Source organism: Pseudomonas sp. Root401, assembly GCF_001425105.1.
Classification (GTDB): domain Bacteria; phylum Pseudomonadota; class Gammaproteobacteria; order Pseudomonadales; family Pseudomonadaceae; genus Aquipseudomonas; species Aquipseudomonas brassicacearum.
In genome coordinates this window covers 23,953-46,293 of record NZ_LMDO01000013.1, presented here as the reverse complement: position 1 = coordinate 46,293, position 22,341 = coordinate 23,953, and the positions used below count along the sequence as shown (strand labels likewise).

The following is a 22,341-nucleotide window of genomic DNA, read 5'->3' as shown; positions in this document are numbered from 1 at the left end:
TTGTCGCTGTACTACTGCGATTTCCGGACCCGCAGATACCACTCGGAGAGCAGTCGTACCTGTTTGTCGGTGTAGCCACGTTCGACCATGCGTGTGACAAAATCGTTGTGTTTTTGCTGGTCCTCCTTGCTGGCCTTGGCGTTGAAGCTGATGACTGGCAGCAGGTCTTCGGTGTTGGAGAACATTTTCTTCTCGATGACCACCCGCAGCTTTTCATAGCTGAGCCAGGTTGGGTTCTTGCCGTTGTTGTTGGCCCGGGCGCGCAGTACGAAGTTGACGATCTCGTTGCGGAAGTCCTTCGGATTGCTGATGCCCGCCGGTTTCTCGATTTTTTCCAGTTCCTCGTTGAGGGCCACGCGATTGAGTATTTCGCCGGTTTCCGGGTCGCGGTATTCCTGGTCCTGGATCCAGAAGTCTGCGTACAGCACATAGCGGTCGAAGATGTTCTGGCCGTACTCGCTGTAGGACTCCAGATACGCCGTCTGGATTTCCTTGCCAATAAACTCGATGTAGCGCGGGGCCAGGTATTCCTTGAGGAAACGCAGGTAACGCTCGCGGGTTTCGGCCTGGAATTGCTCTTGCTCGATCTGCTGTTCCAGCACATACAGCAGGTGAACCGGGTTGGCTGCGATCTCGTGAGGGTCGAAGTTGAAGACCTTGGACAGGATCTTGAACGCGAAACGTGTCGACAGTCCGTTCATCCCTTCATCGACCCCCGCGTTGTCGCGGTATTCCTGGATCGACTTGGCCTTCGGATCGGTGTCCTTGAGGTTTTCACCGTCGTACACGCGCATCTTCGAATAGATGTTGGAGTTTTCCGGTTCCTTGAGGCGCGACAGCACCGTGAACTGGGCAAGCATCTTCAGGGTGTCGGGTGCGCAATGAGCCTTGGACAGCGAACTGTTGAACAGCAGCTTGTCGTAGATCTTCACCTCGTCGCTCACTCGCAGGCAGTACGGCACCTTGACGATGTAGATCCGGTCGATGAAGGCCTCGTTGTTCTTGTTGTTGCGGAAGGTATGCCATTCCGATTCGTTGGAGTGGGCCAGCAGGATGCCGGTGAACGGAATGGCCCCCAGGCCCTCGGTGCTGTTGTAGTTGCCTTCCTGGGTGGCGGTCAGCAGTGGGTGCAGCACCTTGATGGGTGCCTTGAACATTTCGACGAATTCCATCAGGCCCTGGTTGGCCCGGCACAGTGCACCCGAATAGCTGTAGGCATCGGCGTCGTTCTGTGGGAATTCTTCCAGTTTGCGGATATCGACCTTGCCCACCAGGGCGGAAATATCCTGGTTGTTTTCGTCACCCGGTTCGGTCTTGGCCACTGCGATCTGGTTGAGGATCGATGGGTAGAGCTTGACCACCTTGAACTGGCTGATGTCACCGCCGAACTCGGCCAGGCGCTTGGTCGCCCATGGCGACATGATGGTATTGAGGTAGCGGCGTGGAATGCCGAAGTCTTCCTCGAGGATCGCGCCATCTTCAGTGGCGTTGAACAGCCCCAGGGGCGATTCGAACACCGGCGAGCCCTTGATGGCGTAGAAGGGCACTTTTTCGATCAGTTGCTTGAGCTTCTCGGCCAGGGATGATTTACCACCGCCTACGGGGCCGAGCAGATAAAGAATTTGTTTCTTCTCTTCCAGGCCTTGGGCGGCGTGGCGGAAATAGGACACGATCTGTTCGATGCATTCTTCCATCCCGTGGAAGTCCGCAAAGGCCGGATAGCGGCGAATCACCTTGTTGGAAAAGATTCGCGAGAGCCTCGAGTTGGTCGAGGTATCCAGCAGCTCCGGTTCTCCGATTGCCAGCAACAGACGCTCCGCAGCCGATGCATAGGCACTGCGGTCCTGCTTGCAGAGTTCGAGGTACTCCTGCAGCGTGTATTCCTCCTGCCGCGTGGACTCGAAACGTTGCTGGAAGTGGCTAAAAATGCTCATGACGTCACCTCGCTCGATACGTGGAGCCGGTGTCGGATCAATCAGTCGATGCTGGACAGCCGCTGGGAACCCAGTTGCCGTTTACCCCCCAGAATGCTTTCAAGAATGCAGGCTCTTGAAAGCTGACTCCCGATGACCCGCGCGCCGGTGTACCGGCTCTCCCCTGTTTTGGATGGCCTGAGGCTAAGGATAGTTCGGAATCGCGGAGGTAAAGGTGGAATACGTAATTAGTTATGGCAGACCGTTCGTCTGCCATCGCTCAAGCCCACGGTTCACGCGGGCTTGGACGGCTTAAAAAATTATTCGTGATTGTCTTGCACTGTTTCTGAAGGATAAGTCGCACGCCACAACTCAAAACCACCGTCCAGGCTGTAGACGTCGCTGAAGCCTTGGCTGACCAGATAAGCGGCTGCGCTCTGGCTGGAGTTGCCGTGATAGCAGACCACGACCGTAGGCGCATCGAGGTCGGCGGCACGGATGAAGTCGGCGATGGAATGGTTGTCCAGATGCCTGGAACCACTGATGTGCAAAGCCGCAAAAGTGGCTGGGTCGCGGACATCGACGACGACCGCGCCTTGCTCGCGCAGGGCCTGGGCCTGTTCGGGGGGGATGCGTTTGAATTCGCTCATGAGGGGCTCCTGTAGCTGAAGCGCAACGCCGGTCAAACGGCGGTGCCGGCCGGCAATGGTGCAGTGGTCGGGTGATGGATTTTAGCGTGGCCCTGCTCGTCGCAATCGCAACGCAGTTGCTCGCCAGTGTCGACGTTCATCAGGGTCATGGCGCTGCCCCACACGCAACCGGTATCGAGGGCGATGACGCCGGGTTCGTCGGATTGGCCGCCCAGTGCCGCCCAGTGCCCGAAAATGATTTTCAGGTTACGGGTCTTGCGCTCACTGTGCTTGAACCAGGGGGCATAGCCGGGCGGTGCCGTCTCGATGCCTTCCTTGCCCTTGAGATCGAGTTTGCCGTCGCGGGTGCAGAAGCGCATGCGCGTGAAATAATTGGTGATGACGCGAAGACGTGCGCTGCCGGTGAGGTCGTTGTCCCACTTGACCGGCTCGTTGCCGTACATGCCATCCAGGTAGGGGGCGAACAGATTGTCGTCGCGCAATGCCTGTTCGACTTCGCCAGCGCACTTGAGCGCCTTGCGCAGGGACCATTGGGGCGGGATGCCGGCATGGACCAGTGCGAGGTTGCGCGCCTCGTCGTAGTGCATGAGCTTCTGCTGGCGCAACCACTCCAGCAATTCAACGCAATCAGGGGCGTCGAGGATTTCGCTCAAGGTGTCGGATTTTTTCAGGCGCTCGATGTTCTGCCAGGCCGCCAGCAGATGCAGGTCGTGGTTGCCGAGCACGCACACCAGCGACTGACGAATGCTGTAGAGAAAACGCAGTGTCTCGAGGGACTGCGGGCCACGGTTGACCAGGTCGCCCACCAGCCACAGCGTGTCCTTTTGAGGATCGAAAGCAACGCGCTCCAGCAGGCACTTGAGCGGATCGAGGCAGCCCTGCAGGTCGCCGACCGCATACGTGGCCATCAGTGCAGGGCTCCGGGCACGGCCAGGCGAAAGGGTTTGATGACGGCGTCGAAGCGTTTGCCGTCCTCGGCCAGCATCTGGTAGGTGCCCTGCATGGTGCCGACCTTGGTCGTCATCACCGTGCCGCTGCTGTAGCTGTGGCTTTTGCCAGCGTCGATCAACGGCTGCTGGCCGACCACACCTTCGCCACGCACTTCTTCGACATGGCCATCGCCGTCGGTGATGATCCAATGCCGTGACAGCAGCCTGGCCGGCAAGGAGCCGTTGTTGCGCACGGTAATGCTGTAGGCGAAAGCGAAGCGGTCATGCTCGGGTTGCGACTGTTCTGCCAGAAAACGGGTGGTGACGCTGACGTCGACCTGGTAACGAGGATCGGACATGCAAAAAGGCCTTAAAAGCGAAGCGGGACGCGGGCGCGACTCAAGAGATCAGTCTAGGCCAAGTATCGGGTAGTAGACCAGACTGGCGTACTGCCCGATAGCGATCGTCAGCCGTTCAGTTGGCGTCGACTTGCGGGGCGACCTGTTCACTGAGCTTGTCGGCCAGGCGCACGAATGCCGCCAGGTCCAACTGCTCGGGGCGCAGGCTGCCATCGACGCCAGCGGCTTCGATTTCGGCGCTGCTGAGCAGCAGTTTCAAGGTATTGCGCAAGGTCTTGCGGCGCTGGTTGAACGCTTCGCGCACCACTCGCTCCAGCAGGCGATGATCCTTGGCCGGGTGCGGCAGGACGGCGTGGGGCACCAGGCGGACAATGGCCGAGTCGACTTTCGGCGGCGGGTTGAATGCACCCGGGCCTACGTTGAACAGGTGTTCGACCCGGCAATGGTACTGGACCATGATCGACAGGCGACCCCAGTCACCACCGCCAGGGCCGGCGGCGAGGCGCTCGACCACTTCTTTTTGCAGCATGAAGTGCATGTCGCGGATCAGGCCGGCGTTGCTCAGCAGGTGGAAGATCAGCGGCGTGGAGATGTTGTACGGCAGGTTTCCCACCACCCGCAGGCTGTTCGGCGCGGCGTTCAGGCTATTGAAGTCGAACTTCAGCGCGTCGCCCTGGTGCAGGCTGAAATTGCTCCGGCCGGCGAACTGCTGGTTGAGGATCGGCACCAGGTCCTTGTCCAGTTCCACCACGTCCAGTTGCGCGCCGCTGTCGAGCAGGCCCTCGGTCAGGGCGCCCTGGCCCGGGCCGATTTCCAGCAGACGGTCGTCGGGCTTGGCCCGGATCGAGCGCAGGATGCGATCGATCACGCCGGCGTCATGCAGGAAGTTCTGGCCGAAACGCTTGCGCGCGCGGTGTTGGTATTGCTCGGTCATAAATGGGTCTCGGCCATCTGGTAGGCGGTTTCCAGCGCGACTTGCAGGCTGCCGGTATCGATCTTGCCGCTGCCGGCCAGGTCCAGGGCGGTGCCATGGTCCACGGACGTGCGGATGATCGGCAGGCCCAATGTCACGTTGACTGCCGCGCCAAAGCCTTTGTACTTCAGTACGGGCAGGCCTTGGTCGTGGTACATCGCCAGCACCGCGTCGCAGTGCTCCAGATATTTGGGGGTAAACAGAGTGTCGGCAGGCAGCGGGCCACGCAGGTCCATGCCCTCGCTGCGCAAGCGCTCCAAGGTGGGTTCGATGATGTCGATTTCTTCACGGCCCAGGTGTCCGCCTTCGCCGGCATGGGGATTGAGCCCGCAGACGAGGATGCGTGGCTGGGCGATGCCGAATTTTTCCTGCAGGTCGGCGTGCAGGATGCGCGTGACCCGCTCCAGGCGTTGCACGGTGATGGCGTCGGCGATGTCCCGCAAGGGCAGGTGAGTGGTCACCAGGGCCACGCGCAAGCCGCGGGTGGCGAGCATCATCACCACTTGCGCGGTGTGGGTCAGCTCAGCCAGGAATTCGGTGTGCCCGGAAAAGGCAATCCCGGATTCGTTGATCACGCCTTTGTGCACGGGGGCGGTGATCATGCCGGCGAAAGCCCCGTCCAGGCAGCCCTGGCCGGCGCGGGTCAGGGTCTCGAGGACGAACGCGGCGTTGGCCTTGTCCAATTGCCCGGTGACGACCGGAGCGCCCAGGGGCGTATCCCAGACATACAGGCTGTTGGCGGGCGCCGGGACGTCCGGCCAGGCCTGGGGTGTCACGGGCAACAGGTTGACGACCAGTCCCAGTTGCGCGGCCCGCTCAAGGAGCAGGTCGCGACTGGTGATGGCAATCAGGGGATGTGGCTGGGCTTGCGAGGCGAGCAGCAGGCACAGGTCGGGACCGATGCCGGCTGGTTCGCCGGGGGTCAGCGCGAAACGCTTGGGTTTCACTGCGCTGCCTGGTCTGCACCAGGAAGTTTGATTTCAACGTAGGCTTCGTCGCGAATCTGACGCAGCCAGGTTTGCAGCTCTTCGTCGTATTTGCGGTTGCGCAAGACAGTCATTGCTTGCTGTTCGCGAGCCTGGGTGGTGCTGTCAGTGGCGCGACGGCCAAGGACCTCCAGCACGTGCCAGCCATAAGGGCTCTTGAACGGTTTGGATAGTTGGCCTTGCGGCGTGTCGGCCATGACCTGGCGGAACTCGGGAACCAGTGCATTCGGGTCAACCCAGTTCAGGTCGCCACCGTTGAGAGCCGAGCCCGGGTCTTCCGAGAAGCTCTTCGCCAGTTCAGCGAAGTCTTCGCCCGCTTCGATGCGGTCGTAGAGTTTCTCCGCCAGGCGCTTGGTCTCGGCTTCGCTGCGAATCTCGCTTGGCTTGATCAGGATGTGGCGAACATGCACTTCGTCACGGACCTGGGTTCCACCACCGCGCTTCTCCAGCACTTTCAGGATGATGAAGCCGCCTGGCGTACGCGCTGGCTGGGTGATATCGCCCACGGCCATGGCGCTCAGTTCACGGTCGAACGGAGGCGGCAGTTGAGCGGGCTTGCGCCAGCCCATGTCACCGCCTTCCAGGGCGTTGTCGCTGCCCGACTTGGCAATGGCCATCTGACCGAAATCAGCGCCTTGCTTGAGCTGCTGGTAGACATCCATCGCCTGGCGATAAGCGCTCTGGATCGCTTCGGAGTTGGCGCTTTCCGGGGTCGGAATCAGGATGTTCGCCAAGTGCAGTTCTTCGGAAAGCTGCATCTTGCCCAGGTCCGAGGCGAGGAAGTTCTTCACTTCCTGTTCCGACACCTGGATGCGTTCGGCCACACGGCGCTGGCGCACACGGCTGATGACCATTTCGCGGCGGATCTGATCGCGGGCGTCCTCGTAGGAGAGGCCGTCGCGGGCCAGGGCGGCGCGGAACTGGTCGATGCTCATGTTATTGCGCTGGGCAATGGTGCCGACGGCCTGGTTCAGTTCTTCATCGGTGATGCGAATGCCGGAACGTTCGCCGATCTGCAACTGCAGGTTTTCGACGATCAGGCGTTCGAGCACTTGCTGGTCCAGTACGCCTGGTGGCGGCAGGCCACCGCCGCGCTTGGCAATGGTTTGCTGCACTTCATGGACGCGCTGGTCCAGTTGGCTCTGCATGACCACGTCGTTGTCGACGATGGCCACCACTTTATCGATGGACTGTACCGCGGCGTTGGCCGCGGTACCCAGGAACAGCGCGCCCAGCATCAGCGGGCGCAGACAATCAGAAAGCTTGGTCTTCACGTTCACGATAACCTTGGATGCCTTTGTCGAGGAAGCTCTCTACCTTGGCGCCAGTAAGGCCGCCGAGTCCCTTCAGAACAATTTGGAGGAAGACGCCGTGGTCGCCTTTTTCGTTTTCCGGGGCGGCCTGACTGAACTCTTCATAGTCGACCCAGTAACGGTTGATCAGGCGCAGTTTCCAGCAGCAGTTGTCATATTCGAAACCACCGAAGGCTTCCAGGGTGCGGTTGCGGTTGTAGTCATACTGCCAGCGGCTGATCGCGTTCCACTGCGGCACGATCGGCCAGATGACCGAGAAGTCGTGCTGCTTGATCTTGTAGTAATCCTTCACGTAGCCAGGTTGGCCCGGGGTGCCGTAGTCGCCACCGCCCACTTGCCATTGGCCAGTGGTTTCATCGTAGCGGACCAGGTCGTTGCGATAGCGATAGCCAGCGTTGATGACCTTGTTCGGGTTGTCTTCCGGCTGGTAGTGAAACATCGCGCTGCCCGAGCGAGGGCTGTGGGAGTCTGGGTCCCAGTTGTAGTCGGCCGTGGTGCGCCAGTCGCGGTTCCAGCGGTATTCGTATTCCAGTGCGTACGGGGAAACGTTCGACTTGGCGTCGTCACGTGTCTTGAAGTCGATGCCTGGCAGCTGGACTTCGCGATCCTTGAAGTACAGGGCCTGGCCGACGCTGATGCGCTGGCGCTCGAAACCGTTTTCTTCGATCCAGCGGCTGGTTACGCCCAGGGACAGCTTGTTCTCGTCGCCGACGCGGTCGGAGCCGGTAAAGCGGTTGTCCCGGAACAGCGAGGAATAGCTGAAGGTCGATTCGCTGGTATCGAAGACCGGGATATCGCTCTGATCCTTTTCCGGTACGTAGAGGTAGAACAGGCGTGGTTCCAGGGTCTGGCGATAGTTGGTGCCGAACCATTGGGTGTTCCGATCAAAATACAAGCCACTGTCGATGCTGGCGATCGGAATGCCACGACTCTGGTTGCTGCTATAAGTGCCCTGCAGGCGATCGGCCTCGGCGCTCTGCGCCGCAATTTGCGATTTGCCTCTGCCATCCAGGTCCAAGTCATATTGGGTGTACTGGTATTTCAAGGATGGCTTGATGTAGCCGTAGCTAGCCTCCATTGGCAAGCTCATGACCGGCGCCAAATTCAGGCGATTGCCGTTCGCTCGAGCAAGGCCGGTGATGTTGTTATCCAGCCACGGTGATGTAACGCCCTCGTCGTTGCTGTACAGGCCATTGCGCAAATCACGATCAAACCGCACCAATTCTGTTTGGTAAGCGAAATCCAGGCCATATGGGTGCTGCGGCAGCGCACCGTTGAAAGTGATCTGCGGCAGGCGGTTATAAGGCGTGAGCTTCGAAATCGTCGCCATCTGGTAAGCCTGGGCATTCAAGCGGGCAACGTAGTTGTCCCCCCGATAGCTGACGGCCCCTTGCTGGTTCACATAATCCCTGGATTCGACACCGATCTGGTCGGTCTGCAAATCCTGGAAGTAGTAAGGATCGCTGATCTTGGTGTAGTCGACTTCCGTCAGCACGCGCGAGTCGAGGCCGCCTTTGTGCTGCCAGTTGTACATGTAGCGGGTCTTGCTGTAATCGGACTGCTTGGCGCGTTCGTCTTCGTCGTCGTTGAGGTACGCCGCGCCGAACTGACCTTCGCTGGACTTGGTCAGGTAGCGGAACTCGCCTTCCATCAACAGGCCACGCTTGCTCATGTAGCGCGGGTACAACGTGGCATCGTAGTTCGGCGCCAGGTTGAAGTAGTACGGTGTGACCAGCAGGAAGCCGGTGTCGGTGCCGCTGCCGATGGTCGGCGGCAGGAAGCCGGACTGGCGACGGTCGTCGATCGGGAAATAAATATAAGGCGTGTACAGGACTGGAATGTCCTTGACCCGCAGCGTCACGTTGGTCGCGGTACCGAAGCCGGTGGCCGGGTTCAGGGTGATGTTGTTGCCCTTGAGCGTCCAGGCGTTGCTGTTCGGTTCGCACGTGGTGTACGTACCGTCCTTGAGACGGATGATCGCGTTCTCGGCACGCTTGGCGTACAGCGCGTTACCGCGGATGCGCGACTTGTGCATCACGTATTCGGCGTTGTCGACCTTGGCTTCGCCGGTGTCCAGCTGTACATCGGCGTGGTCGCCGACGATCAGCGCACCGTTGTCGCGAACCCGCACGTTGCCACTCAGCTCGCCACGATTCTCGGCCTGGTACAGGCTGGCCTCGTCGGCCTCGACCTGCATGCTGCCCTGGCGCATGACCACGTCACCGGCCAGGGTCGCCACCTGTTCTTCCTGCTGATAGCGTGAAGCCTTGGCGCCGAGGAAGGTGGGGGCGTCGCTCTTGGCCGTCTTGTCGTTCATGCCAGGACGGGTCGGCTCGATATAGGCACCCGAGCAGTAAGGCCCGGTTTCAGCCAATTGCGCCGGGGTGAGGTTCTCTCGTGGAACCCAATCCAGGTGACTGTAGTCTGCACTGCGCGACTTCAGGCCACGGCCCTTGGCTTCGGTAACGAGCATCGGCTTTTCGCCGGCTTCCTCGCCCGAGCTGCTGTCGGCCGGAGCCGTGCCGCTGTCGGAAACCGCGCTGCCGTCATGCACGGGACGCGGCGGCAACGCGGCGGCCGGTGTCTTGGGCGCACAGTCCCAGGCACCCGAAGCGGAGACAGAGCAGTCATACTGCTGCGCCGCGACGACGAATGAAGAGGCCAAGGGTTGCAGGGCCAGCAGACTGCCGGTGACCAGCAACGGAAATTTTTTACGAAACGCGGGGGATTTCAATGCCATCTTATTAGTCCGGGCTTCCTGCGTGCCATCTGCCCGCGGTGTGGGCCGCACGCCTCTCGATGGTCTGAAAGTTGGGTAGGAGCAGACCATTTCTGGCCTGCTCCCCCCTAAAAACCGTACGTGCGCCTTTCAGCGCATACGGCTCAAGTCTCTACTTAACCCCCGAAATCGGGAGCCGGTTTGTTCACTGTTAGCCCACGAGCATGAAGCTGCTGGTGGCAAATGGGATGCAATAGTACCCGGTTGCTTAGCGAGTCACCACCGCCTTGTGAGCGATAAATGATGTGGTGGTCGTGCCACCCCGTCTCCCTGGTTATCGGGTTCTTGCACAGTAAACACAGACCTTTTTGCGATTGAAACAGGTTTGATACTTGTTTACGGTATTTCAGCTTCCCGAGCATCCGGGACATCCGCAGTTTCTCGCCCATTTCCTCCATCGAAGGATCGAACGGGTTGTACTCCCCGCTGATTTTTCTGTGCCTCTCGATCGGCGTAGCCTCAAGGGTGTATAGCCTGATCTCCTCTTTGTCCCCAGTCTCTGTCAGTAACGTGGTGCAGAACACCCAGTTTCGACCCTCGATGAGTTGGAAATACTTCTTCCTGATCCAGTCGAGGTTTTTGTTCGGGTGTCGCCGTTTTGCCCAGCGCCATAGCGCTTGGAATATTTGAAAGTCCATGCGGCTGTACGCCTTCTTGGCGACTACTGGCTGGTGATAGAACGCCCAGCCTCGCAGCATCGGGTTCAGCAATCGGATCAGATCCTCTTGCGTCACCGCTTTGTTGGTGCTGATGACCTCCTTGGCCTTGCGATAGAACGCTTTCACGTTTTTCTTGCTCGGCTTGATCAGAAGCTTCCCGCCGTACTTGCGGAAATTCCAACCCAGAAAGTCAAAGCCTTCATCTATATGGACGACATGGGTTTTCTCAGGGGATAACTGCAATCCGCGCACCGCGAGGAACTGCTCCACCCAAGGTTTGACTTCGCTATCGAGCACCTCTTTCGATTCGCCAGTGATCACAAAATCGTCCGCATATCGCACTACATTGATTTTCAGCTTCTTGGCCCGTGTCACGCCCAGATATCGCTTGAGCTGTGTTTCCAGGCCATCCAGCACCATGTTTGCCAAGGTCGGCGAGATAATCCCGCCTTGAGGTGTACCGGCATCCGTTGCCTGAAGCTGACCTTTATGGATCACGCCTGCTTTCAACCATTTGCGAAGAACCATTTTGTCCGTAGGGACGTGGTGGATCAGCCAGTCGTGGTTGATATGGTCAAAGCAGCCCTTGATGTCCGCTTCCAAAACCCATTTGGCCGATAGCCTCTTGGACAGGCAAACGAACAACTGCCCCATCGCATCCGCCGTCGAGCGTTCGATCCTGAAGCCGTAGCTATTGGGATCACCCGTGGTTTCTGCGATGGGCGCCAGAGCAAGCAAGTACAACGCCTGCATTGCCCTGTCAGTCATGGTCGGGATGCCCAAAGGGCGCTCCTTTCCATTCGACTTTGGGATAAACACTCGCCGTAGCGGCCGAGGTTTATACCCGTGGCGCTTCAATCCATCTGCCGCTTTCCATTTGGCATCCGGTGTATCCCAGAGCACGCGGTCGACTCCCGCCGTGCGCTTACCCTGGTTTTCAGTGACTCGCCGTACGGCCAAGTATCTGGCCGAGCGTGAGCGGGTCAGCATCCGTTGCAAGGCTTTCACCCTGCGCCAGTTGCCTTCCCGACAAGCCTTCGCAATCCGTATCTGCATTGCCCGAACGTTCCGCTGAACGCGACACCAGTCGATGTCGTGCCATTGCTGCGGAACGTCGGAAGGCGCAGACACGGCCATTTGGCTGTGTTCTATCATGCTGCCTTCCTCTCAGATGACCCTGAGCAAAAGACGTACGCATCCCCTGATGGGGAGGTGCGCTCCCGTCAGGGTTGGACTATTGGAAGGTCCGGTATTTCTGGACCTCGAAGTTCATTGAAACAGGCTCAATCAGCATTCATGCGACGAAAGACCACGCAGAAGTCTGCCCGGTTTCCCGTGGGATAATGTTCCAATCCCTATCCGAACCATTACAGCCCGGCGTTCGCTTTCTCTGCGATCCCATACCCGCACAGCCAACAGTTCACCTTGCGGTATGCCTGCCCGAAGGCAGCCATACGGGCTTACCACGTTCCCTGACTGTCACACGACTGGTTTAGGACCTGCCTTTTCGCCGGAGGCTTGTGCAGCGACGTATTCCCACATCCCACAGGAATATCTGGCCTCGTACCTTTTGGCTCATGCCTGACAGCAGTTTGGGCATGGTTATCCTTACGGCGTTTATCAGCAGTTCACTTACGTTGCCCTTGCCAGCCAGCCTAGCGCCTCAACCCGGTACTGCTCCGAGCATCCATGACTTGCCTCGCAGCAAGATCACGCCCTGACGGGGGCTACATTGTCGGAAGAGCTTCATACCCCACCGTTACCAGTGACGCATGTCTTCCTAGGCTATCGTTGGTCGCACAACGAGTCCGCTACTGTTCAGTGACTGCAACAGTTGGACAATGACAGACAGAACTTTCGCTCATGTCTCCAGTTGAAATGGACAAGGACCGTAGGAAAACGGCTTGTCTGGGTGATGTTCCCCCTATTTGCAGAAGGAGGAACCCCTGCGGGGATTCTTCCCGTCAGAGTAAGGCCATGGGGCCGATGTGATGAAGTAAGCACTCCCAGTCCGAAATCCGGACCCTAACCACGTTTCCGAGTGCTAAGTGGTTTTGGGTTCGCTATTGCGCCGCAGCGACAACGAGTCTTTTTAAGCGAAGGACTCCTTGGGCGGTTTTGTTTCCCGAATTGGCTGCCGGGCTGTTGGTTCCTTTGCAAGAACCCTTCACGATGACTCCTCATCGCGAAGCTGGAGGCACGCTACGCGTGTCGCACAAGATGCTGGATAATAAAGCATGACCCGCTTGACGGCTAGCGCCGTCGGAGACCCTTGCAATGCCCGACCAAGATGTACGCTTGCAACACCTGAAAGTTTGGCTCGATGAACAACTGCCGATCCTTTTCACTCAACAGGGCTGGGGCGCCGTACCCCCGGCCACGTTGACCGCCGCCAGCAGTGACGCGAGTTTCCGGCGTTATTTCCGCTGGGAAGGCGAGGGTCGCAGTTTGATCGTAATGGATGCGCCACCGCCCCAGGAAAACTGCAAACCCTTCGTGGATATTGCTTTTTTGCTGGCGAAATCCGGCATTAACGTGCCAAAAATTTATGCCGAAGACCTCGAGCGCGGCTTTCTTTTGCTCAATGACCTGGGCAACCAGACCTATCTGGACGTGATCAACGGCGAAAATGCCGACGATTTATTCCGCGATGCCCTGCAAGCCCTGCTGGCTTTCCAGCAATTGCCGATGGTTGCGCCGTTGCCGAGCTACGATGTCGCGTTGCTGCGTCGGGAGCTGGAATTGTTCCCTGAGTGGTACGTCAAGCGCGAGCTGGGTATCGAATTGGATTCGGCCCAGCAGCAACTCTGGCAGCAGGCCAGCGAGCTGTTGATCGACAGCGCCCTGGCCCAGCCCAAAGTGCTGGTGCATCGCGACTACATGCCGCGCAACCTGATGCTCAGCGTGCCGAATCCCGGTGTGCTGGACTTTCAGGATGCGGTCTATGGCCCCGTCACCTACGACGTGACCTGTCTGTTCAAGGATGCCTTCCTCAGTTGGCCCGAAGCCCGTGTGCGCGGCTGGCTGGAGAATTACTGGCAGCAGGCCGGCGCCCTCGGCATTCCCGTCCAGCCGGATCTCGAGGACTTCCTGCGGGCCAGCGACTTGATGGGCGTGCAGCGCCATCTCAAGGTCATCGGGATCTTCGCGCGCATTTGCCATCGTGATGGCAAGCCACGCTACCTCGGCGATGTGCCGCGGTTCTTTGCTTATATAGAAGCGGTCATTGCCCGTCGCCCGGAACTGGCACCGCTCGATGAACTGCTGGGCAGCCTGCGGCAATCGGCCGGAGCAACGGCATGAAGGCGATGATCCTGGCGGCGGGCAAGGGCGAACGCATGCGGCCCTTGACTCTTACCACGCCAAAGCCGTTGATTCGCGTCGGTGGTGTTCCCTTGATCGAATACCACTTGCGGGCGCTGGCGCGGGCCGGGTTCACCGAGATCGTGATCAATCACGCCTGGCTCGGTCAGCAGATCGAAGATCACCTGGGGGACGGTTCACGGTTTGGCGTGAACATTCGGTTTTCCCCCGAAGGCGAGCCGCTGGAAACCGGCGGTGGAATCTTCCGGGCCTTGCCGTTGCTGGGCGATGAAGCGTTTGTGGTGGTGAACGGCGATATCTGGACCGACTACGATTTCAGCGTGTTGCGCAGGCCGCTAAAAGGGCTGGCGCACCTGGTGCTCGTCGATAATCCCGAGCATCACCCAGGCGGCGATTTCGTCCTGGTCGACGGAAAGGTTCACGATAGGCTCGCGCCTGCCGACAACCTGACCTATAGCGGCATTGCCGTCCTGCACCCGCGGTTGTTCGACGGTTGCTCGGACGGTGCGTTCAAGCTCGCACCGCTGTTGCGCGCGGCCATGGCCGAGGGGCGCGTCAGTGGCGAGCACCTCAAAGGGCATTGGGTCGATGTCGGCACCCATGAACGTTTGGCGCAGGTCGAAACCTTGATAGAAGCGAGCGGTTGATATGTGGTGGCCAGGGACTCTGATTGGAGCCGGGGCGGGCTTTGCCATAGCCAGCATCCCGGGGGCCATGCTTGGGGCGTTGTTGGGACAGGCGCTGGATCGGCGCCTGAACCTGCAAGGCTGGGCGCAGGTACGTGAGCGTCTGGGTGGACGCCCGGCGTTGCGCAACGATGAGTTGTTGTTTGTATTACTGGGGCGGCTGGCGAAAAGCGATGGCCGCGTGGTCGATGGTCACATCCAGCAGGCTCGCCAGGAAATGCGTGCGCTGGACTTGAGCGAGTCGGCGCAGCGCCGGGCGATCGCGGCGTTCAACCGGGGCAAGTCCGGGAACGATCGCTTGCGCGGTTACATGCGCCGCCTGGCCGTCCAGCCCCACGCGGCTGAAGGGGTATTGCGCGCGTGTTGGCGGATGGTCTGGGCCGATGGGCGTGCCGGTGTCAGTGAGCGAGAACTGGTGGCCCAGTGGGGCCGCTGGTTGGGCTGGACGCCGCAGCAGGTCCAGGCGCTGGCGGCTGATTACGAGCCGCAGAAACTGTCGCGGCCCAACAGCGGGGTGACCTATCAGGAAGCCTTGCGCTTGCTGGGGGTGTCGGCCACCAGCGAACCGTCACAGATCAAGCGCGCTTACCGACGCCTGCTCAGTCGCCATCATCCGGACAAGATTGCCGGCAGCGGAGCAACGCCCATGCAGGTGCGTGAAGCCACCGACAAAACCCGGGAATTGCATAACGCCTATCGGTTGATTCGCGAGCGCCGGGATTTTCGCTAGCCCGCTGGCCTGCGGTAGGCGCTGCCGAAGGCTGCGATCTTTTGATCTTGATCTTTCGCTTGGGACTCAACTGGCCTTGGAAAGATCGCAGCCTCGCTTCGCTCGGCAGCTCCTACAGCGTGTGGGCGGTGCCAGAGTCAGTCTTACTCCCCCGCCTTCTGCGGATTCAACCAACCCCGAACTCGACGAAACAGCTGCTCCTGCTCCGCCGTCGGGTTCGGCAGGGCCTTGAGGGACACCTGGCTGAAGGTCGAGCCTTTCAAGCGTTTGCTCGCCTGCAAGCGCTCCAGCGCCGCGTTGCGATCCAGCGGCTTGTCCATGTAGAAAATGTCGGCGGTCGCCAGTTTCAAGGTCGAAGTCAGTTCGACCAGGGCCGGCTTGGCGGTGGTCGGAGTCTGGGCGGCCACCATCACGAAGCGTTCGACCTGCGAGGGTTGCTTTTCACTCAGGTAGCGCGCCGCCCAATAGGCGCCAGTGCCATGGCCCAGCAGCACGATGCGGCGTGCGCTTTGCTGTTCGGCGTAGGCCAGGGCTGCATCGATACGGGCGAAGATGCGCTCGGCGTCGGCTTTGGCGTGTTCTTCATCGGTTTGGGCAACGACGGGATCTGCCGCATCGGCTTCGCCACCTGCGACCTGTTCGATCGGCGCCGCCGTGGTGGCGTCCGGTGCTGCGGCAGCGGTGTCGGCCGGCTTGGTCTCGGGCGGTGCTTCTACCACGCGCGGTGCAATGACGTCGCTTTGCAGGTCCGGCAGGGTGATACTCAGGCTGCTCCATTCGACATCGGGCAATTTTTTACGCAATGGGCCGACGACTTGAGGCCAGTCAGCTGTTTCGCCGGCGCCAGGGATTATGATGACGGCACCTTTGGGGTCGCTGGTGTTGGCCGGCTTCCACAGCGCCAGGAAGGTATCGCTGCCAGTCTGCAACTGTTGCTGTTCCTGGACCGGGACTTTTCGTTCAAGTGCGCTCGCTTCTTCCTGGCTACGCTCGAGCAAAGGCTGGCGCTCGACGGGTTTTTCTTCGGCAGGTTGCTCGGCGGCGGGGGCCGTTTCGCTGGCCTGTACAGAAAAGGCACTTGGCAGGATCAGCGACAGGCACAATGCTGGCAACGCCAGGCGATAAACAGAGGGCATCGGATATTCCATGACCAGAAGTATTTCCGGCAGCCTAATGGGTTGGTCAGTATTTGTCAGTGCATGAGACTTCGATGATGCGTTTTTGCTGCCTGTGGGTTATCGGCTGTTTATGGCTTCCCTTGATGGCGTGGGCCGCGCCCGCGCCGTCGGCGCACGGGGTGCAATTGAATGCAGGGCAGCGCCAGTGGTTGGTGCAACATCCGCAATGGCGGGTCGGCCTGGTATTGCAGGCGCCCTATGCCCAATACGACCGGCGCTTGCAGCGTTTGTCCGGCACTAACGTCGAGTTGATGCAATGGCTGGGCAAGGCGTTGAACGTCGAGCTGACCTGGCGCAATTTCCAGGACTTGGCACAACTGGAAGCAGCGGTGCGCGCCGGCGAGGTGGACATTGCTCCGGGCCTGACCCAATCCCCGGGCGGGCTCAAGCTCTGGCAGTTTTCCGATCCCTATATGCGCGTGCCGCAATTGATCGTCGGCGCGCAGAAGGGCGCCGAAGGGGTGGAGTTGGAAAAACTCGACACCCAGGCCCGGGTCGCGGTGCGCATGCCCAGCGCCATAGCCGATTACTTGCGCAGCAACTACCCGACGCTGAATCTGCAAGGCGTGCCGATGGAGCGCGAGGCCCTGCAACTATTGCTGACCCAGCAGGCCCGATACGCGGTGGTCGACGAGGCACAACTCGGGCGGCTGATGGTCGAGCCCGAATTCGCCGAGCTGGCGGTAGTGGGCGACATTGGCCTGCCGCAGTTGCTGCGGGTTGCCACGCGCCGGGACTGGCCGGAATTGGCCGAGATCATCGACAGCGGTTTGCAGGCGATCCCGGCCAAGGATCTGGAGCAACTGCACAGCCGTTGGCTCAAGCCAAAATACCCACGCCTGACCGAGACCCCGGGCTTCTGGCAGAACCTGACCCTGTTGATTCTGGTCTTGCTGCTCAGCAGCGTTGCCATCGTGTTCTGGCAGCGCCGCCAGCAACGCGCACTGGAGCGCCGTCTGCGAGCCGCGAGGGAGGACATCGTCCAGCGCGCTGCCAGCGAAGAAGCCTTGCGCCTGACGCAGTTTTCCATCGATCAAAGCACGGTCGGCATTCTCTGGGTCAATTGGGACAGCCACGTGCGTTATGCCAACCGAGCGGCTGAAACCATGCTCGGCTATGCCTCGGGCGCCATCATCGACCGGCCTTTGATCGACTTCGAGCCGGGCTTGCACATGGATCGCTGGCTGAACCTGTGGAAGCGCGCCCGGGCCAGTGAAGAGGGGGCGCAGAGTTTCGAAACCGAATGCGTGCGAGCCGATGGCAGCATCCTGCCGGCTGACGTTTCCCTGAGCTTCCTGCGTTTTCGCGACGCCGAATACCTGGTGGTCTACCTCAACGACGTGACCGAGCGCCGACGTGCGCTGGCGGCGTTACGCGAAAGCGAAGCGCGCTTGCAAGGCATCGCCGCCAACGTGCCGGGCCTGGTCTTTCGCCTGGAGCGGGCGCCGGTGACCGGCCAGATCGACTTTGCCTACATCAGCGAGGGCAGCGAAAGCCTGGTGGGTTATTCCCCCGCGACCCTGGCCCGCAGCGACACCGGGCTGCGCAGCCTGGTGCACCCGCAGGACAAGGCCGATTACCACCGCACTCAGGACCAGGCGCTGGACACCGACAGTGACTGGTCATGGCAGGGCCGCATCCTGACCCGCGAAGGCCAGGAGCGCTGGGCCGAGATCAAGGCGATCACCCGTCGTCTCGAAGATGGCGCCTATGTCTGGGACGGAATCGTCTGGGACATCACCGAAAGCAAACGCATCGAATTGGAACTGGCCAGCTCCCGGGAACAGCTGCGCGAATTGTCGGCGCACCTGGAAAGCGTGCGGGAAGAGGAAAAGGCGCGCATTGCCCGGGAGGTCCACGACGAGCTGGGCCAGATGCTGACGGTGTTGAAGCTAGAAACATCCATGTGTGAATTGGCCTACGCGCAACTCGACCCGGGCCTGCATGAGCGGCTTAACAGCATGAAGCGCCTGATTGCCCAGTTGTTCCAACTGGTGCGGGACGTGGCAACGGCGCTGCGCCCGCCGATCCTGGATGCTGGCATTGCCTCGGCCATCGAATGGCAGGCTCGGCGTTTCGAGGCGCGAACGCAGATCCCATGCCTGGTGCAGGTGCCGGACAACCTGCCGGCCCTGAGCGATGCCAAGGCCATTGGCCTGTTCCGGATTCTCCAGGAAGCGCTGACCAACGTGATGCGTCATGCCCAAGCGCATACTGTAGAGCTGACGCTGGTTCAGGAGGGCGACGAATTGTGCCTGACCGTCAGCGACGACGGTGTAGGATTTATTGCCGATACGGGGCGGCCAACCTCCTTTGGCCTGGTCGGCATGCGTGAGCGGGTGTTGATCATGGGCGGGCAGTTGTCCCTGGAGAGTGAGCCGGGGGAGGGGACGACCCTGTCGGTGCGGGTGCCGTTGCATGAGGTCTGATGGGGTGGGTTGCCTGGGTGGGCCCAATCGCGAGCAAGCTCGCTCCCACATTGATTGAGATGTACACATACACACTGTGGGAGCGAGCTTGCTCGCGATGAGATCCTGAATCTGGAGAACAACGTGATCCGTGTACTGGTAGCCGAAGACCACACCATCGTCCGTGAAGGCATCAAGCAGTTGATCGGCCTGGCCAAGGATCTGGTGGTGGTGGGGGAGGCGAGCAATGGCGAACAGTTGCTCGAGACCTTGCGCCACGTGCCCTGCGAAGTGGTGCTGCTGGACATTTCCATGCCGGGCGTCAACGGCCTGGAGGCGATCCCACGGATCCGGGCGCTGAGCAATCCGCCGGCCATCCTGGTGCTGTCGATGCATGACGAAGCGCAAATGGCCGCCCGCGCCCTGAAGGTCGGCGCCGCTGGCTACGCGACCAAGGACAGCGACCCGGCCCTGTTGCTCATGGCGATTCGCAAGGTCGCGGCTGGCGGACGCTACATCGACCCGGACCTGGCCGATCGCATGGTCTTTGAAGTCGGCCTGACCGACACGCGACCGTTGCACTCGCTGCTGTCCGAGCGTGAATTCTCAGTCTTCGAACGCCTGGCCCAGGGCGCCAACGTCAACGACATCGCCCAGCAACTGGCCCTGAGCAGCAAGACCATCAGCACCCACAAGGCACGGCTGATGCAGAAGCTCAACATCACCTCATTGGCGGAGCTGGTGAAATATGCGATGGAGCACAAGCTGCTCTAAGGTCCGCAGTTTCCCTCTGTGGGAGCGAGCCTGCTCGCGATAGCGTCGGGTCATTCGACATCGATATTGTCTGATACACCGCTATCGCGAGCAGGCTCGCTCCCACAGGGGAAATGTGCCGGCATATCCATTTGCGACACGCCCCCAACAGCGCTTTCGCCCCTACTTGCGGCGTGCCGCTGCCAACTGCCCGCTGTCCTTATCCAATCCCGCCATCTCTGTAGGGCAATCCCTACCCCGACTCTTCCATCCGGCTGAGGTGATTCTCTCCTGCGTCCCGATTTGCGCGGGCCCCAGGCTCCACTAGGCTTGACTCACAAGCAGTCATCAATACAAAAGGTGCGGGTATGAGCCAGGTCGATTCAAGCGCGGGGGCCAGTGATGTGCTGGTCAGCTTTCGTGGTGTGCAAAAGAGCTACGACGGCGAGAACCTGATCGTCAAAGACCTCAACCTGGATATTCGCAAAGGCGAATTCCTGACCCTGCTCGGGCCTTCCGGCTCCGGCAAGACCACCAGCCTGATGATGCTCGCCGGGTTTGAAACCCCAACCGCCGGTGAGATCCTGCTGGCCGGGCGCTCGATCAACAACGTGCCACCGCACAAGCGCGACATTGGCATGGTGTTCCAGAACTACGCTTTGTTCCCTCACATGACTGTCGCCGAGAACCTGGCGTTCCCGCTGACCGTGCGGGGCCTGAACAAGAGTGACGTGAGTGATCGGGTCAAGCGCGTCTTGAGCATGGTCCAGCTGGACAGCTTCGCCCAACGCTACCCGGCGCAATTGTCCGGCGGCCAGCAACAACGGGTGGCCCTGGCCCGGGCGCTGGTATTCGAGCCGCAGCTGGTGCTGATGGACGAACCCCTGGGTGCGCTGGACAAGCAATTGCGCGAACACATGCAGATGGAAATCAAACACCTGCACCAGCGCCTGGGCGTGACCGTGGTCTACGTGACCCACGACCAGGGCGAAGCCCTGACCATGTCCGACCGTGTGGCGGTGTTCCACCAGGGCGAGATCCAGCAGATCGCCCCGCCGCGCACCCTTTATGAAGAGCCGAAAAACACCTTTGTCGCCAACTTCATCGGTGAGAACAACCGCCTTAACGGCCGCCTGCACAGCCAAACCGGCGAGCGCTGCCTGGTGGAGCTGGGGCGCGGTGAGAAGGTCGAGGCACTGGCGGTGAATGTCGGCAAGCCAGGCGAGCCGGTGACTCTGTCGATCCGCCCGGAGCGGGTGAGCCTCAACGGCGCAAGCGAACAATGTGTCAACCGCTTCTCAGGGAGGGTGGCGGAATTCATCTATCTGGGCGACCACGTCCGGGTTCGCCTGGAAGTCTGCGGCAAGAACGACTTCTTTGTGAAACAGCCGATTGCCGAGCTCGATCCCGGGCTCGCCGTCGGGGACGTGGTTCCGCTTGGCTGGCAAGTCGAGCATGTGCGTGCGCTCGATCCCCTTCTAGAGGCGAATTGATCGCCCCCCTGCTGTACCAACACCAACCCTGCACGTGGAGAGAACAATAAATGTTGAGATCCCTGAAGTTCACAGCCCTGACATTGGGCATGATGGGTGCGGCAAGCGCGATGGCGGCGGGCCCGGACCTGACCGTGGTGTCTTTCGGCGGGGCGAACAAGGCGGCTCAGGTCAAAGCCTTCTACGCACCGTGGGAAGCGGCCGGCAATGGCAAGATCGTGGCTGGCGAGTACAACGGCGAAATGGCCAAGGTCAAGGCCATGGTCGATACCAAGAGCGTTTCCTGGGATTTGGTTGAAGTCGAGTCCCCGGAGTTGTCCCGTGGTTGTGACGAAGACATGTTCGAACAACTCGATCCGGCGCTGTTCGGCAAGGCCGAAGACTACGTCAAGGGTGCTATCCAGCCTTGCGGCGTGGGCTTCTTCGTGTGGTCGACCGTGCTGGCCTACAACGCCGACAAACTGAAGACCGCGCCAACCAGTTGGGCGGACTTCTGGGACACCAAGCAATTCCCGGGCAAGCGCGGCCTGCGCAAAGGCGCCAAGTACACCCTGGAATTCGCCCTGATGGCCGATGGCGTAGCGCCGAAAGACGTCTACAAAGTGCTGGCTGGCAAAGACGGCCAGGACCGTGCGTTCAAGAAGCTCGATGAACTCAAGCCGAACATCCAGTGGTGGGAAGCTGGCGCCCAGCCACCGCAGTACCTGGCTTCCGGTGACGTGGTCATGAGCTCGGCCTACAACGGCCGGATCGCCGCGGTACAGAAAGAAAGCAACCTGAAAGTGGTGTGGAACGGCGGCATCTACGACTTCGACGCTTGGGCCATCCCACGCGGCCTGGACAAGACCCGCGCCGAAGCTGCGAAGAAATTCATCGCTTTCTCGGTGGCGCCGCAGCAGCAGAAGACCTACTCGGAAAACATCGCCTACGGTCCGGCCAATACCCAGGCTGTTCCGTTGCTGGCCAAGGATGTCCTGAAGGACATGCCGACCACCCCGGAAAACATCGCCAACCAAGTGCAGATCGACGTCAGCTTCTGGGCTGACAACGGTGAGCAACTGGAGCAGCGCTTCAACTCCTGGGCTGCGAAGTAACCGCTGACAGAGATCGTTCCCACGCTCCGCGTGGGAATGCCGCCCAGCACGCTCCGCGTCCTTTGTGACGCAGAGCGTCATTGGATGCATTCCCACGTGGAGCGTGGGAACGAT

Annotated in this window: 17 protein-coding genes; 7 read left to right on the top strand and 10 right to left on the bottom strand. The window is 60.4% G+C overall.

From position 1 onward, the window contains the following. Positions 1–11: 11 nt before the first annotated feature. The 9 genes from ASC85_RS13060 to ltrA form a co-directional block, all read right to left on the bottom strand. Entirely contained in the window at positions 12–1,934 is a 1,923-nt protein-coding gene (locus tag ASC85_RS13060) for a PrkA family serine protein kinase (protein WP_057449620.1), read from the bottom strand. A 299-nt stretch (positions 1,935–2,233) separates the two neighbouring features. Then, positions 2,234–2,563, bottom strand: a complete 330-nt coding sequence (glpE, locus tag ASC85_RS13055) for a thiosulfate sulfurtransferase GlpE (RefSeq protein WP_057449619.1) — start codon at positions 2,561–2,563, stop codon at positions 2,234–2,236. Between the two features lie 32 nt (positions 2,564–2,595). Continuing rightward, the gene (locus tag ASC85_RS13050) at positions 2,596–3,471 is read right to left on the bottom strand and encodes a symmetrical bis(5'-nucleosyl)-tetraphosphatase (protein WP_057449618.1); all 876 of its coding nucleotides are present in this window, start codon (positions 3,469–3,471) and stop codon (positions 2,596–2,598) included. Next, positions 3,471–3,851, bottom strand: coding sequence for a Co2+/Mg2+ efflux protein ApaG (apaG, locus tag ASC85_RS13045; protein WP_003206172.1), 381 nt, complete (start codon positions 3,849–3,851; stop codon positions 3,471–3,473). Before apaG ends, ASC85_RS13050 begins: the two co-directional genes overlap by 1 nt. Before the next feature lie 115 nt (positions 3,852–3,966). After that, positions 3,967–4,785, bottom strand: a complete 819-nt coding sequence (gene rsmA / locus ASC85_RS13040) for a 16S rRNA (adenine(1518)-N(6)/adenine(1519)-N(6))-dimethyltransferase RsmA (RefSeq protein ID WP_014340513.1) — start codon at positions 4,783–4,785, stop codon at positions 3,967–3,969. Beyond that, complete coding sequence (gene pdxA, locus ASC85_RS13035) at positions 4,782–5,771, bottom strand: 4-hydroxythreonine-4-phosphate dehydrogenase PdxA (RefSeq protein WP_057449617.1); 990 nt, start codon at positions 5,769–5,771, stop codon at positions 4,782–4,784. Before pdxA ends, rsmA begins: the two co-directional genes overlap by 4 nt. Beyond that, positions 5,768–7,084 (bottom strand): peptidylprolyl isomerase SurA, encoded by a 1,317-nt coding sequence (surA, locus tag ASC85_RS13030; RefSeq protein WP_139197732.1) that lies wholly within the window; start codon positions 7,082–7,084, stop codon positions 5,768–5,770. The genes pdxA and surA overlap by 4 nt, the downstream gene beginning before the upstream one ends. Continuing rightward, entirely contained in the window at positions 7,065–9,863 is a 2,799-nt protein-coding gene (locus tag ASC85_RS13025; RefSeq protein WP_057449616.1) for an LPS-assembly protein LptD, read from the bottom strand. The genes surA and ASC85_RS13025 overlap by 20 nt, the downstream gene beginning before the upstream one ends. 155 nt (positions 9,864–10,018) lie before the next feature. Then, positions 10,019–11,716 (bottom strand): group II intron reverse transcriptase/maturase, encoded by a 1,698-nt coding sequence (gene ltrA, locus ASC85_RS13020; RefSeq protein ID WP_057449615.1) that lies wholly within the window; start codon positions 11,714–11,716, stop codon positions 10,019–10,021. 1,122 nt (positions 11,717–12,838) lie between these two features. Here ltrA and ASC85_RS13015 point away from each other — a divergent pair. The 3 genes from ASC85_RS13015 to ASC85_RS13005 are packed head-to-tail and all read left to right on the top strand — an operon-like array spanning position 12,839 to position 15,301. Continuing rightward, entirely contained in the window at positions 12,839–13,864 is a 1,026-nt protein-coding gene (locus ASC85_RS13015; RefSeq protein WP_057449614.1) for an aminoglycoside phosphotransferase family protein, read from the top strand. Then, positions 13,861–14,532: an N-acetylmuramate alpha-1-phosphate uridylyltransferase MurU gene (murU, locus tag ASC85_RS13010; protein ID WP_046064561.1), complete on the top strand. Its 672-nt coding sequence runs from the start codon at positions 13,861–13,863 to the stop codon at positions 14,530–14,532. The genes ASC85_RS13015 and murU overlap by 4 nt, the downstream gene beginning before the upstream one ends. A 1-nt stretch (position 14,533) precedes the next feature. Next, a complete protein-coding gene (locus ASC85_RS13005; RefSeq protein WP_057449613.1) occupies positions 14,534–15,301 on the top strand; it encodes a TerB family tellurite resistance protein in 768 nt (255 codons plus the stop codon). 143 nt (positions 15,302–15,444) lie between these two features. Here the strand turns inward: ASC85_RS13005 and ASC85_RS13000 are convergent, their stop codons facing one another. Further along, the gene (locus ASC85_RS13000) at positions 15,445–16,437 is read right to left on the bottom strand and encodes an alpha/beta hydrolase family protein (RefSeq protein WP_057449612.1); all 993 of its coding nucleotides are present in this window, start codon (positions 16,435–16,437) and stop codon (positions 15,445–15,447) included. 74 nt (positions 16,438–16,511) lie between these two features. Here ASC85_RS13000 and ASC85_RS12995 point away from each other — a divergent pair, with 74 nt between their 5' ends. From ASC85_RS12995 to ASC85_RS12980, 4 genes are all read left to right on the top strand, one after another. Continuing rightward, entirely contained in the window at positions 16,512–18,908 is a 2,397-nt protein-coding gene (locus tag ASC85_RS12995; protein WP_057449611.1) for a PAS domain-containing sensor histidine kinase, read from the top strand. Positions 18,909–19,031: 123 nt separating this feature from the next. Beyond that, a complete protein-coding gene (locus ASC85_RS12990; RefSeq protein ID WP_039590796.1) occupies positions 19,032–19,661 on the top strand; it encodes a response regulator in 630 nt (209 codons plus the stop codon). Between the two features lie 347 nt (positions 19,662–20,008). Further along, on the top strand, positions 20,009–21,133 hold the full coding sequence (locus ASC85_RS12985) for an ABC transporter ATP-binding protein (protein ID WP_003206154.1): 1,125 nt from the start codon (positions 20,009–20,011) through the stop codon (positions 21,131–21,133). A gap of 50 nt (positions 21,134–21,183) precedes the next feature. After that, positions 21,184–22,227, top strand: coding sequence for an ABC transporter substrate-binding protein (locus ASC85_RS12980; protein ID WP_003206153.1), 1,044 nt, complete (start codon positions 21,184–21,186; stop codon positions 22,225–22,227). Positions 22,228–22,341: the final 114 nt, after the last annotated feature.

Excerpts from the sequence above, each read along its gene's own strand:
- ASC85_RS13060 (WP_057449620.1), bottom strand. The coding sequence starts at position 1,934 with ATGAGCATTTTTAGCCACTTCCAGCAACGTTTCGAGTCCACGCGGCAG.
- glpE (WP_057449619.1), bottom strand. The coding sequence starts at position 2,563 with ATGAGCGAATTCAAACGCATCCCCCCCGAACAGGCCCAGGCCCTGCGC.
- ASC85_RS13050 (WP_057449618.1), bottom strand. The coding sequence starts at position 3,471 with ATGGCCACGTATGCGGTCGGCGACCTGCAGGGCTGCCTCGATCCGCTC.
- apaG (WP_003206172.1), bottom strand. The coding sequence starts at position 3,851 with ATGTCCGATCCTCGTTACCAGGTCGACGTCAGCGTCACCACCCGTTTT.
- rsmA (WP_014340513.1), bottom strand. The coding sequence starts at position 4,785 with ATGACCGAGCAATACCAACACCGCGCGCGCAAGCGTTTCGGCCAGAAC.
- ASC85_RS13025 (WP_057449616.1), bottom strand. The coding sequence starts at position 9,863 with ATGGCATTGAAATCCCCCGCGTTTCGTAAAAAATTTCCGTTGCTGGTC.
- ltrA (WP_057449615.1), bottom strand. The coding sequence starts at position 11,716 with ATGATAGAACACAGCCAAATGGCCGTGTCTGCGCCTTCCGACGTTCCG.
- ASC85_RS13015 (WP_057449614.1), top strand. The coding sequence starts at position 12,839 with ATGCCCGACCAAGATGTACGCTTGCAACACCTGAAAGTTTGGCTCGAT.
- murU (WP_046064561.1), top strand. The coding sequence starts at position 13,861 with ATGAAGGCGATGATCCTGGCGGCGGGCAAGGGCGAACGCATGCGGCCC.
- ASC85_RS13005 (WP_057449613.1), top strand. The coding sequence starts at position 14,534 with ATGTGGTGGCCAGGGACTCTGATTGGAGCCGGGGCGGGCTTTGCCATA.
- ASC85_RS13000 (WP_057449612.1), bottom strand. The coding sequence starts at position 16,437 with ATGCCCTCTGTTTATCGCCTGGCGTTGCCAGCATTGTGCCTGTCGCTG.
- ASC85_RS12995 (WP_057449611.1), top strand. The coding sequence starts at position 16,512 with ATGATGCGTTTTTGCTGCCTGTGGGTTATCGGCTGTTTATGGCTTCCC.
- ASC85_RS12985 (WP_003206154.1), top strand. The coding sequence starts at position 20,009 with ATGAGCCAGGTCGATTCAAGCGCGGGGGCCAGTGATGTGCTGGTCAGC.
- ASC85_RS12980 (WP_003206153.1), top strand. The coding sequence starts at position 21,184 with ATGTTGAGATCCCTGAAGTTCACAGCCCTGACATTGGGCATGATGGGT.